Genomic DNA, 11,955 nt, shown 5'->3' on the forward strand with positions numbered 1-11,955 from the left:
GCTGGGGCGTACCATCTGCCACCGAATTTGGAACGGCTTCGTATGAATCGCTTGCTACCTTTCCTGCTAACGTTCGTGGTCCTGCTGGCTGCACCAGCCCGGGGCCAGCAGGTTATTGAGGACGATGCCAACAAGGACCCGTTCGAAGACTACAATCGCGCGGTGTTCGCCTTCAATGACGGCCTCGATACCTGGTTCATGCGGCCGGTGGCCAAGAGCTATCGCTTCATCATGCCCGACTTCGCCGAGCGCGGAGTAACCAATTTCTTTGCCAACCTCTACGACGCCAACTCGGTAGTCAACGCAGTGCTCCAGGGCCGCCTCAATAACGCCGCCCGCGGCACCGGGCGGTTCCTGGTCAACTCCACTTTTGGCGTGGCTGGATTCTTCGATGTGGCCACCCGCATGGGCCTGACCCCGTACCCCACCGACTTCGGCCACACCCTGGCGGTGTGGGGGGCGCCTGAGGGGCCCTACCTCATGGTGCCCCTGTTTGGCCCGCGCACCGTGCGCAGCGGTGCCGGGTCCATCGTTGATGTGTACGCTATCCCCCAGACCTATATCGACAATGTCCGCCTGCGTAACTCGCTGTACGGCCTCGAACTGATCGATGCGCGTGCCCGTTTGCTGGATGTGGATGAATTGACCTCCGGTGATCGTTATATCTTCATCAGGGATGCATATCTGCAGCAGCGTGAGGTACTGGTGAATGACGGCAGAATACAGGACGATTTCTCCAATTACGGTACCGAAGACGGCTGGGAGGAGGAGTTCTGAGCAGCCGCAACCCCGCACTTGGCACGATTGTGTCAATAGTGTGAAATCCTGCCCAAAGCCCCCCGGTCGCGGTTGCCTGCCGGGTACAAGGGGCGTAGTGTCAGCGCCAAATACCCGTCCGTAGTGAGATGATGGCCAGCAATGGTAACGTGCTAGTTATTGACGATGACCCTGGCCGCGCAGAGGGGCTGGCGGACATTGTCAAATCAGCTGGCTTTCATGTGGATGTGGTAACCGACGTCACCAACTCCCACTTTTCCCTGGCTGGTAGCTCGGACCTCGATGTCATCCTGTGCGAAATGGACCTCAACGGTGTGTCCTGGGGGGCGGCCCGCCGCACCCTGCGGGAAATGGACATCCAGGTGCCGGCGATCATGCTGTCCGACCACGCCGAAGCCGCCCAGATCATGACCGCACTGCGCCTCGGCGCCAGTGACTTTTTCGTGCGCCCGGTGGAAGATGCCAATGCCCTGGTCAAATCGATCGAGAGCTGTGTGCGGCAGCGCCAGCTGCGGCGGGAGCTGGAGGAGTCCCGCAAGCGACTGGAAGCGGCCAACACCGAACTGCGCGGCACGGTGAAGGTGCTGGAGCAGGATCAGCAGGCCGGTCGCCAGGTGCAGCTCAGCATGCTGCCTGCCACCCCCTTGCTGCTTGGCGACTACAGTTTCAGTCACACTGTGATTCCCTCCCTGTTTCTCAGTGGAGATTTCACTGACTATTTCACCATCGGCGACAGCCACGTGGTGTTTTTTATGGCGGATGTTTCCGGCCACGGCTCGTCTTCGGCCTTCGCCACGGTGCTGCTGAAGAACCTGTTTGCCCGCAAGCGCTCCGACTTCACGCGCAAGAAAGACGATACCGTGATGAGTCCGGTGGCCATGCTGTACCGGGCCAACCAGGAGCTGCTGCGGCTGGACGTGGGCAAATTCGCCACCATGGTGGTGGGTTTACTGGACATGGAACGCAATACCCTGCGCTACAGTATCGCCGGTCACCTGCCCCAGCCGGTGCTGGTATCGCCCGAGGGGGCGCGCTACCTCACCGGGAGCGGATCAGCCGTGGGCCTGATGGAGGAAGTGGAGTACACCGAGCACGAAGTCAGCCTGCCGGACAGCTTTACCATTGCCCTGTTCTCCGACGGCATACTCGAGATACTGCCCTGTACCGACCTGATCGAGAAAGAGGCGCATCTGCTCGCCGCATTTGATCACGAGGCGGAAACCCCCGAGGCCATGGTCGACCGACTCGGCCTGGATCACGTGGAAGTGGCGCCGGACGATATCGCGGCGCTCTTTATCAGCAAGCGGAGTTGAAGTGTCAGAAGGCCGGATTCTAGCAGCCAGCCAGGATGGCGCGTACGTAATCAGGATGGAAGGGGATGTGCGGCTGACGCTGTGCACCACGATCGACGAGTTCATACAGCGCATGTTCTCCGACCCCGAGTTCGCCAGTGTCTGGGTGGACCTGTGCGATACCGAGGGCCTGGATAGTACGACCCTGGGGTTGCTGGCCAAACTGGCGCTGGAAGTGCAGGACCGCTATGGCTTCCACCCGGCCCTTTACAGCTGCAGCCCGGGCATCAATCGCCTGCTCAACAGCATGGGCTTCCAGCAGCTGTTCGACCTCCACGAGGAAGTCTGCGCCCACACTCCGGGGATTGACGAAATTCCCCAGGTCGAAGGCACTGAGCAAGTGGTGAAGGACAAGGTGATCGAGGCCCACCGGGTGCTGATGGGCCTGAGTGATGAAAATCGCGCCCGGTTCAGCGACCTGATGGCCGTGCTCGAGTGTAGCTAGGGCGAGCTCGCCGCCTGCGCCGAGAGCTTGGCGCGAATGTAGTCACCGTGCGGCACGTAGGTCAGTTCAGCCACCTGCCGGATCAACGCTTCCTCGTATTTGTCGATACTGCCGTCGGCCCAGGCCACCAACCACATGGCCTCGATCAGGCGTTGCTTGCGCTCGGGACTGAAGTGGTCGTTGATCTGGCGGGTGAACTCGTAGAGCGAGGTTGCCTCGTTGGCGTGCTGTGCCGCCTGCGCCAGCAGGGACTGCACCTCGGCCGGCTCCAGCCCCAGGGCCCGTTCCAGCAGCGAGGCCATCGCCGCCCGCTCCCGGGCATCCTCACCGAAATCAGCGCGGGCAGTTTCCACCAGCAGGGCCGCTGCCGCCAGCCGCAGGCGATGCTCCAGTGCCTCCGCCGACTCCTGGGGCGGTGTTTCAAAGAGAGCCTTGAGTGCGCGAATCATGCCTGGCTGATGAGCTGCTCCAGCTTGAGCTGGTCGGCGATGAAGTTGCGAATCCCCTCGGCCAGTTTCTCGGTAGCCATGGCGTCGTCATTCAGCGCCAGCCTGAACTCGGACTCGACCGGGCTGTGGGCCGGGTCGTCGCTGCGGGCCGATGCCGGGTCCAGCTGGCGCGGCAATGCTGCGCTGTCTGCCGCGAGTTCTTCCAGCAGGGCCGGGCTGATGGTCAGGCGGTCACAGCCGGCCAGGGCCTCGATTTCACCGGTATTGCGGAAGCTGGCGCCCATCACCACGGTCTGGTAGCCGTGTTGTTTGTAGTAGTTGTAGATGCGCCTGACCGACTGCACGCCGGGGTCGTCTTCCGGGCGCTCTATTTTCAGGTCGGTATTGGCCTTGTACCAGTCGAGGATGCGTCCCACGAAGGGCGAAATCAGGAACACACCGGCGTCGGCGCAGGCCGCCGCCTGGCTGAAGCCGAACAACAGCGTCAGGTTGCAGTTGATGCCTTCTTTTTCCAGTTGCTCGGCGGCCCGGATACCCTCCCAGGTAGAGGCCACCTTGATCAGGATGCGGTTGCGGGGCACGTCGGCTGACTCGTACAGGCCGATCAGTTTGCGGGCCCGGGCGAGGGTGCCTTGCACGTCGAAGGACAGGCGCGCGTCCACTTCGGTGGAGATACGACCGGGGATGATTTCGAGAATTTCGCGGCCCACATCGACAGCGAAGCGGTCGCAGCAGTTGGCCAGTTGCTCGGTGCTGGAACCGCCCTGGGCAGTGGCCCAGGCGCGTGCGCCCTGTAGCAGTTCGGCGTAGTGGGGCAGGGCTGCCGCCTTCAGCAGCAGGGAGGGGTTGGTGGTGGCATCCAGCGGCTGAAAGCGGCGGATGGCTTCAATATCACCGGTGTCGGCCACGACATCGGTCATCGCCTTCAGTTGTTCGAGTTTGTCGCTCATGGCTCTCTCTGCTTTGGGGCTCTGGTGACGGCTTCAGGCAGCAGTCGTCGCGGTGGGCGCGCGGACCTTGTCGATGGCCTCGCGCAGGACGTCGATGCCCGCTTCGGGTTTATAGGCGTTTTCGCTCAGGTGGCGTCGGAACCGGCGGGCTCCCGGCACGCCCTGGTAGAGCCCGAGGATGTGCCGGGTGATGTGATTTAACCGGGCGCCCCGGGCCAGCTGTTGCTCCACGTAGGGTAACAGCGCTTCCATGACATCATCACGTGTGGGGGCGGGTTTGTCCATCCCGAACAGGGTGCTGTCGACCTCCGCCAGACACCAGGGGTTGTGATAGGCCTCGCGACCGAGCATCACCCCGTCCACCTGCTCCAGGTGGCGCTGGCATTCGTCCAGCGCGGTTATGCCGCCGTTGATGACCACGGTGAGGTGCGGCAGGTCGCGCTTCATCTGGTAGACCCAGGGATAGGTGAGGGGCGGAATCTCGCGATTTTCCTTTGGCGACAGGCCCTGCAACCAGGCTTTGCGCGCGTGCACGATAAATACCTCACAGCCCGCATCCGCCACCGGCCCGACAAAATCCAGCATCTGCTGGTAGCTCTCCATGTCATCGATGCCAATGCGGTGCTTCACCGTGACCGGAATGTCGCAGGCATCGCGCATAGCGCGCACGCAGTCGGCAACCAGTGCCGGCTGCGCCATCAGGCAGGCGCCGAACATGCCGGATTGCACCCGGTCCGAGGGGCAGCCGCAATTGAGGTTGACCTCGTCGTAGTGCCATTCCTGGGCCCAGCGCGCGCAGCGGGCGAGGTCGGCCGGGTTGGAGCCACCGAGTTGCAGCGCCACCGGGTGCTCCTCGGCGTTGTAATGCAGGAAGCGCTCGCGGTCGCCGTGAATCAGGGCGCCGGTGGTGACCATCTCCGTGTACAGCAGGGCCTGTTTGCTGATCAGGCGCCAGAAATAGCGGCAGTGGTGATCCGACCAGTCCATCATGGGGGCAATGCAGAAGCGCCAGGGGCTGGGGGATTTTCCGGGTAGCGGATTTTGGGGTATTGCTGTCATTTGCAGGCGCTGGAAGTGGGTGACATCGTCGACGGGGGCGAATACGCAATTGTACGTCAATGACCTTGTCGGGGGCACCTTGGACAATAGCTGCTACCTTGGTACAGGAGTGTCTGCGTCGCAACGCCGGTTGCAGTAGGCGTTGGTATTGGCATCCGGTGGAGGACACGTGAAGCCCGGGAAACGAAAAATGTATGCTTCGATTGCGACGGCTTTTTACATTGCGGGAATCCTCTGTGCGATAGAGGCGGTGATGAATACACGCACGGCCCAGGGGGCGACAGCGTGGTCGGTGTCCCTGGTGTCGTTTCCCTTCGTCGCGGTGCCCGCCTACCTGGTCTTCGGGCGCAACAAATTCGAGGGCATGCAGGAAACCTATGCGGCCCGCAAGGATGAAATCGACGGTCTGCTGGAAAAATACGAGACGGAAATGTCCCCCTGGCGGGTAGCCATCGGCACCGGGGAGCCCTGGTATCGGGCGCTGCAATCGATTTCCGGGCTCTGGCAAACCCGGGCCAACCGGGTGGATTTACTGGTTAACGGCGAGAGGACCTTCGATAGCATCCTCGAGGGTATCGCCGGTGCTCGCGAGTACATTCTGTTCCAGTTCTACATGATCCACGACGATGAACTCGGCAGGCGGGTGCAGTCCGCCCTGATCGAGCGCGCCCGGGCCGGCGTGCGGGTCCTGGTGCTGTACGACGAGGTCGGTAGCAAGGGGCTGACTGCAGCCTACCTGGAGGAGTTACGCCAGGCCGGTGTGCAGGTCAGCTCCTTCAAGCCAACCCAGGGTTGGCGTAACCGCTTCCAGATCAATTTTCGCAATCACCGGAAAATGGTGGTTGTCGACGGCCGGGTTGGCTGGGTGGGCGGGCATAACGTGGGCGACGAGTACCTGGGAAAGGATCCGGAGTTTTCGCCCTGGCGGGATACCCACGTCAGGATTGAAGGGCCGGCCGCGCAACAGTTGCAACGGGTGATCCTGTGGGACTGGTATTGGGCTACGCGCCAGATTCCCGAGGTCAGCTGGCAGCCGGTGCCCGCCCCGGAGTCGGACACCCGGGCGATGATCCTGGCCACCGGGCCCAACGAGCGGCTGGAGACGGCAAGCCTGTTTTTTGTATCGGCCCTGAGCGGAGCGCAGCAACGTATCTGGATTACTGCGCCTTATTTTGTGCCCGATGACGCCGTGATGAAGGCCCTGCAACTGGCTGCACTGCGGGGGGTGGATGTGCGGATCCTGACCACGGGCAAGGGCGACAGCCTGCCGGTTTACCTCGCCGCTTTCGACTACATCTATCGGCTGCGTGGCCTGGGCATCCGCTTTTATGCCTACCGTCCCGGATTCCTCCATCAGAAGGTGGTGCTGGTCGATGACCGCATCTCCGCCGTGGGAACCCACAACTTCGACAATCGCTCCTTCCGCCTGAATTTCGAGGTGACGGCTATTGTCGTAGACGAGGGCTTCGCCGGAAAAATGGAAACGATGTTTGTGCAGGACTTTGAGCACGCTGAGTTGATCGACCCCGAGGCCCTGGACCAGAAGCCTTTCTGGTGGCGCCTCGGGGTTCAGGTTTCCCGCCTGGCATCGCCAGTGTTGTAGGATCACCTGACTGGCGAGGTACCCAGGCTGAAATTGAACATCGGTCGAGGAGGCAGGTGATGCACTTTATCTTCGAGGTTCACATCAAACCCGGCTACAGCCCGGAACAGTATGCAGACGCCTGGGTGCGAGCCAGCCGCCTTATCCAGCGCGCGCCGGGGGCGCGGGGAACCCGCCTGCACCGCAAAATGGGCGAGCCGGATGTCCTGCTGGCCATCGCCACCTGGGACAGCAAACACCAGCGCGACGCGATGGAGCAGAACCTGCCGGCCCGGGTGCGTGACATCATTGCAGCAGAGGCACCCTTTGTTGCAATAAACGTCATCGGGGAATTCGAGGCGCCCGAATGGGAAGTCATCCCGGGGCGCGATACCTGATTCACTGGGTTATGATGGGCGCCAGCGAACTCTGATAACAACGCGCGAGAGGAACATCATGCGTCGTACCTTTGCACGCTCCCTGGCCCTGCTGCTCAGTCTCTGGCTGGCGCCTGCGGTGGAGGCGGGCACCCTGCTGGTGGCGAACAAGGCCGAGGGCTCCGTGACCCTGCTGCGAACACCGGGCTTCGAGCCCATTGTTACCCTGCCCGTAGGGGAGGGGCCCCACGAAATCGCCCTGTCACCGGAGGGCCTGCGCGCCCTGGTGGCCAATTACGGCACCCGCGACAAGCCCGGGCACACGCTGACACTGCTGGACCTGGCCAAGTTGCGTCCGGTAGCGACCATCGAACTTCCGCTGGGGTCCCGGCCCCATGGCATTGCCTGGGTCAGGGCGGATACCGCGGTGGTGACCGCTGAGGGCAAGCGCAGCGTGCTGGTGGTGGATGTCCCCGGGCAAACCGTGCGCAACAGTATTGCCGTCGATCACGACGTCGCACACATGCTGGCGGCTACCCGCGACGGCAGCGGTGCCTGGGTAGCCAGTATCGGCTCCGGTACCGTGAGTGAGCTCGACCTGAACGAGGAAGTGCTCGCGGATGATGCCGCCTCCGGTGCCGGCAGCGAAGGTATTGCGCTGGTCAAGGAGGGTAGCGAGGTGTGGGTCAGCAACCGGGACGCGGGCACCATCAGCGTCTTTGCGGTTCGCCCCTTGCGCAAGCTGGCGGAGATCGAGGTAGGCGGTTTTCCGATCCGGGTTGCCGCCGACGACGGCCGTGGCAGGGTGTTTGTGACCCTGGCCACAGACGACGCCATGGTGGTGATCGACAGTGAGCGCCGGGAAGTCGTCCAGCGCATTGAATTCGATATTCCGGTGCCCGAGGACGCGGATTCCATTCTCGCCGGTCAGGGCGTCAGCGGTTCCATTCCGGTTGGCCTGTTATTGTCCCGGGACTACGAGTTGCTGTTTGTCGCCCACACCCACGCCGACCTGATTTCGGCTCGGGACGCCGGAACCCTCGAGCAACTCGCGGTTTTTCCCGCCGGGCGCGAGCCCGACGGCATGGCCTGGACCTGGATGGACCTGCCCCTCAGGCAGTAGCACTTTCGGCCGGGGTCGTATCGGGCTCGAATACCACCACGTGCTGCAGGTTGAAACGCACCGGCAGCTGGCCGCCCGGGGGTACATCGATGTGGCTGGGGGCCAGGCACGGTACGTGCTGGCCATCGGGAAGCACCAGGTCGTACAGGTAGTGTGCCCCGCGAAAGGACCTGCCACGCACCACGAGACTGAGCTGGCTGTGCTCGTCGTACTCGATGTCGTCGGGGCGCACCAGCAGGCGCAGGGTCTCACCGGCCTGCCAGTGGCGATGCCCCATATCGAGCATACCCAGGCCGTCGTTGAGTTCACCCGCTTCGTTGACCGATACCGTGAGAATACTGCCCTGGCCGATGAACTCCGCCACGAACTCACTGCCGGGGTTGTGGTACAGGTTATAGGGGGTATCGAGCTGCGCCACCCGCCCCTGGCGGAGCAGGGCGATGCGGTCGGCCATGGCGAAGGCCTCGTGCTGGTCGTGGGTCACCAGGATGGCGGTGACACCGTTGCGTTTGAGCAACTCGCGTACCTCCCCGGCCAGTTGCTCCCGCAGTTCGCTGTCGAGGCTGGAAAACGGTTCGTCCAGCAACAGCACCTCCGGTGCTGGCGCCAGGGCGCGAGCCAGTGCCACCCGCTGTTGCTGGCCCCCGGAGAGTTCGTGGGGGTAGGCGTTCGCGTAGGTCTCCAGTGATACCAGTTCCAGCATTTGCGCTACCCGCTGCTGCCGTTCGGCTGCCGGCATTGCCGCCAGGCCGAAGGCGATATTGCGGGCAACCGAGAGGTGAGGGAACAGGGCGAAGTCCTGGAATACCATGCCCACCCGGCGCCGCTCCGGTGGCAGCATGGCGCCGGGCTGGCTGATGGTGTCGCCGCGCAGGCTGATGCGGCCCGCGGAAATCGACTCGAACCCGGCAATGGCGCGCAGGAGCGTTGTCTTGCCACAGCCCGAAGGTCCCAGCAGGCAGCCGATTTCGCCACTCTCCAGGGTCAGTGATACGCCGCTTACCGCGGTAAAACTGCCGTAGGCTACGGCAACGTTTTCCAATGCCAGTTGGCTGCTCATGCTAGTTCTGCTGTGGTTCGTGGGCGCCCGCGGTCCGGTTCATCAGGATAACAGGCAGCAGGCCGATGAGCACGATGGCCAGGGCCGGCAGGGCGGCATCGGCAAGGCGCTCGTCCGACGCCAGCTCGTGGGCCCGCACCGCCAGGGTGTTGAAGTTGAAGGGGCGTAAAATCAGGGTGGTGGGCAATTCCTTCAGGACGTCGACGAACACCAGCAGCAGGGCGGTGGCCAGGGAGCCCCGCAACATGGGCAGGTGAATACGCCGCAAGACCGCGAGGGGGCGCAGGCCGAGGGAGCGGGCAGACTCGTCGATGCTCGGGCGGATACGTGCCAGGCCGGATTCTACCGTTTGCAGTGATACCGACAGGAAGCGCACCACGTAGGCAAATACCAGTGCGGTGAGGGTCCCGCTGAGTAACAGCCCGGTGGAAATGTCGAAATGTTCACGCATCAGGCCGTCGATGCGGTTGTCCAGCCAGGCAAAGGGTATCAGCACGCCAACGGCAATGACGGTGCCCGGTACCGCGTAACCCATTGCCGATACCCGGGCGGCCTGGTTTTCCACCGGCCCCGGGTGCAGGCGTTTGCCGTAGCCCAGCAGCAGGGCGATCAGCAGGCAGGCCGCGGCGGCCATGGCCGCCAGGCCGAAGCTGCTGCCCACCAGGCGGGAAAAGGCGCTGAGGTCCGTGTCTCCCCAGCGCTCCAGCGCCCACTGTCCCAGTTGCAGCGCCGGGAGCAGGAATCCGGCCAGCAGGATAAACCCGGCGATCGCGCAGGCCAGGCCGCCGCGCCAGCCCTCCAGGACAATGCGCCCGGGTTGCTGGCGCGCCGAGTTGTGGTGGAAGCGCAGGCGCCGGCGCGAGTAGTGTTCGAGCAGGAACAGGGTGAAGACAAACAGCAGCAGGAAGGCGGCCAACTGGGCTGCGGTCTGCAATTCGCCGAGGCCGTACCAGGTGCGAAAGATGCCGGTGGTGAAGGCGTTGACGCCAAAATAGGCGACTGTGCCGTAGTCGGCCAGGGTTTCCATCAGCGCCAGGCTGACCCCGGCCACTACCGCCGGTCGCGCCATCGGCAGGGCGACCTGGAACAGGGTTTGCCAGGGACCCTTGCCAAGGCTGCGGCTGGCTTCCAGCACCGCCGTGGACTGCTCCCTGAAGGCAACCCGCGCCAGCAGGAAGACGTAGGGGTAGAGCACCAGCGACAGCATGCAGATCGCGCCGCCCAGCGAGCGGATGGCGGGGAAGTAGTAGTCGCCGTAGCCCCAGCCAAACTGCGCCCGCAGGGCGCTCTGTACGGGCCCGGCGTAGTCCAGGATCCCGGTGTAGGTATAGGCAATGATGTAGGCCGGTATGGCCATGGGCAGCAACAGCGCCCAGTTGAAGAAACGTCGACCCGGAAAGTCGCACATGGCGGTCAGCCAGGCACTGGTCAGGCCGAGGGCCAGGGTGCCGACCCCGACCCCGAGCATCAACAGCAGGGAGTTGACCACGTAGTCCTGCAGCACGGTGGCCAGCAGGTGCTCCCAGACCGGGCTGAAGCCCTGGAACAGGCTGCCGACGATAACCAGCACCGGCACCGCAATCACTCCCGCGGTCAGCAACATGGGAACGCGCCAACCGAGGTTGGCGCGTGACCGGCGACTGAGGGGCAGGGCTTGAGTGCGGGTGGCTATTTCCAATTGGCCCGATCCATGATCATGACTGCCTCGGCATTCAAGCGTCCGAGATCGGTCACGTCAACTGAATCGGATTCGAACTCACCCCAGGACTGCAACCGCTTGCTGGGTTCGATATCTTCCCGCACCGGGTATTCGTTGTTGCGTTCGGCGTACCAGTGCTGGGCTTCTTCCCCCGCCAGGAACTCGATCAGAGCCTTGGCTTCGGCGACGTGGGTCGCGGCCCTGGTGATGCCGGCACCGCTCACGTTGACGTGGGTGCCGCGCCCGTCCTGGTTGGGGAAGAACAGGGCGACCTTGTTGGCGGCAGCCTCCTCTTCGCCACCGGACTGCAGCATGGCGCCGTAGTAATAGCTGTTCACCAGCGCCACGTCGCACTGGCCGGCAGCCACCGCCTTGATCTGGTCGCGGTCGCCGCCCTGTGGGGGGCGGGCAAAATTGGCGACGATGCCTTTGGCCCAACTGGCCGCGGCGTCGGCGCCTTCGGTGGCGATCATGCCGGCGACGAGGGACTGGTTGTAGATGTTGCCGGAGGAGCGAATACACAGGCGGCCCTTCCAGCTGGGATCGGTGAGCGCCTCATAGGTGCTGAGCTCTTCGGGCTTCACGCGCTCGCGGTTGTAGGCGATCACCCGCGCCCGCACCGACAGGCCGTACCAGTAGTCTTCGCTGTCGCGCAGGTTGGCGGGTACGACTTTCTTCAGGAAGTCGGAGTGCAGGGGTTGCAGCACGTCGGCCTCCCGTGCCCGGTACAGCCGGCCTGCATCCACGGTCAGCAGCATGTCGGCGGGTGAGTTGCGACCTTCACTGCGCAGGCGCGTGAGCAGGGCGTCTCCACCCCCGGTAATCAGGTTGACCTTGATGCCGCTCTCTTCGGTAAAGCGATCCAGAATGGGTTTGATCAGGGCTTCCTGGCGGGCGGAGTAGACGTTGACCTCGCTGGCAAGGGCGGAAGTTGCCAGCAGGGCACTGGCCAGCACGGCCGTTACACGGCGCAGGACCGGGCTTGGAAAACGCATGTGTACCTCTCGGGGATTGTCGGACAGCGGTTACTTGCAAATGCAAGCAATTCTCATTTAGTAGAACACAGGAGAGGGCTGGCTGTC

The 11,955-nt window shown here is 63.4% G+C and carries 12 protein-coding genes; 6 read left to right on the forward strand and 6 right to left on the reverse strand.

Going from position 1 to position 11,955, the window contains the following annotated elements; genetic code table 11:
- The first annotated feature begins 42 nt into the window (after positions 1-42).
- The 3 genes from FV139_RS11945 to FV139_RS11955 all read left to right on the forward strand — a co-directional run bounded on the left by FV139_RS11945 (position 43) and on the right by FV139_RS11955 (position 2,574).
- Positions 43-777, forward strand: coding sequence for an MlaA family lipoprotein (locus FV139_RS11945; protein WP_148068694.1), 735 nt, complete (start codon positions 43-45; stop codon positions 775-777).
- A gap of 149 nt (positions 778-926) precedes the next feature.
- Positions 927-2,090 (forward strand): PP2C family protein-serine/threonine phosphatase, encoded by a 1,164-nt coding sequence (locus tag FV139_RS11950; protein WP_235898639.1) that lies wholly within the window; start codon positions 927-929, stop codon positions 2,088-2,090.
- A 1-nt stretch (position 2,091) separates the two neighbouring features.
- Positions 2,092-2,574 carry an STAS domain-containing protein gene (locus tag FV139_RS11955; protein ID WP_148068696.1) on the forward strand — a complete coding sequence of 161 codons (483 nt, stop codon included), beginning with the start codon at positions 2,092-2,094 and terminating at the stop codon, positions 2,572-2,574.
- Here FV139_RS11955 and FV139_RS11960 read toward each other — a convergent pair.
- From FV139_RS11960 to dusA, 3 genes are read right to left on the reverse strand one after another with little or no spacing between them, the layout of a single operon-like run.
- Positions 2,571-3,023: a tellurite resistance TerB family protein gene (locus tag FV139_RS11960; RefSeq protein WP_148068697.1), complete on the reverse strand. Its 453-nt coding sequence runs from the start codon at positions 3,021-3,023 to the stop codon at positions 2,571-2,573. The genes FV139_RS11955 and FV139_RS11960 overlap by 4 nt on opposite strands.
- Positions 3,020-3,973, reverse strand: coding sequence for a transaldolase (gene tal, locus FV139_RS11965; RefSeq protein WP_148068698.1), 954 nt, complete (start codon positions 3,971-3,973; stop codon positions 3,020-3,022). The genes FV139_RS11960 and tal overlap by 4 nt, the downstream gene beginning before the upstream one ends.
- Before the next feature lie 33 nt (positions 3,974-4,006).
- Positions 4,007-5,032 carry a tRNA dihydrouridine(20/20a) synthase DusA gene (gene dusA, locus FV139_RS11970; RefSeq protein ID WP_148069054.1) on the reverse strand — a complete coding sequence of 342 codons (1,026 nt, stop codon included), beginning with the start codon at positions 5,030-5,032 and terminating at the stop codon, positions 4,007-4,009.
- A gap of 190 nt (positions 5,033-5,222) precedes the next feature.
- Between dusA and cls the strand changes: the two genes are divergently transcribed.
- Genes cls through FV139_RS11985 form a run of 3 tightly spaced genes read left to right on the forward strand, consistent with a single transcriptional unit; the run spans position 5,223 to position 8,114 of the window.
- A complete protein-coding gene (cls, locus tag FV139_RS11975) occupies positions 5,223-6,635 on the forward strand; it encodes a cardiolipin synthase (RefSeq protein WP_148068699.1) in 1,413 nt (470 codons plus the stop codon).
- A 59-nt stretch (positions 6,636-6,694) separates the two neighbouring features.
- Positions 6,695-7,012 (forward strand): antibiotic biosynthesis monooxygenase family protein, encoded by a 318-nt coding sequence (locus FV139_RS11980; RefSeq protein ID WP_148068700.1) that lies wholly within the window; start codon positions 6,695-6,697, stop codon positions 7,010-7,012.
- A gap of 58 nt (positions 7,013-7,070) precedes the next feature.
- Positions 7,071-8,114, forward strand: coding sequence for a YncE family protein (locus FV139_RS11985; RefSeq protein WP_148068701.1), 1,044 nt, complete (start codon positions 7,071-7,073; stop codon positions 8,112-8,114).
- On the opposite strand, the gene FV139_RS11990 is transcribed toward FV139_RS11985, so the two are convergent.
- The 3 genes from FV139_RS11990 to FV139_RS12000 are packed head-to-tail and all read right to left on the reverse strand — an operon-like array spanning position 8,104 to position 11,868.
- Entirely contained in the window at positions 8,104-9,174 is a 1,071-nt protein-coding gene (locus tag FV139_RS11990) for an ABC transporter ATP-binding protein (protein WP_148068702.1), read from the reverse strand. The two genes, FV139_RS11985 and FV139_RS11990, sit on opposite strands and share 11 nt — an antisense overlap.
- Position 9,175: 1 nt before the next feature.
- Positions 9,176-10,852, reverse strand: coding sequence for an ABC transporter permease (locus FV139_RS11995; protein ID WP_213004106.1), 1,677 nt, complete (start codon positions 10,850-10,852; stop codon positions 9,176-9,178).
- A complete protein-coding gene (locus FV139_RS12000; RefSeq protein ID WP_148068703.1) occupies positions 10,843-11,868 on the reverse strand; it encodes a Fe(3+) ABC transporter substrate-binding protein in 1,026 nt (341 codons plus the stop codon). Before FV139_RS12000 ends, FV139_RS11995 begins: the two co-directional genes overlap by 10 nt.
- Between the last annotated feature and the right edge of the window lie 87 nt (positions 11,869-11,955).

This window comes from Parahaliea maris (assembly GCF_008064665.1).
Classification (GTDB): Bacteria; Pseudomonadota; Gammaproteobacteria; order Pseudomonadales; family Halieaceae; genus Parahaliea; species Parahaliea maris.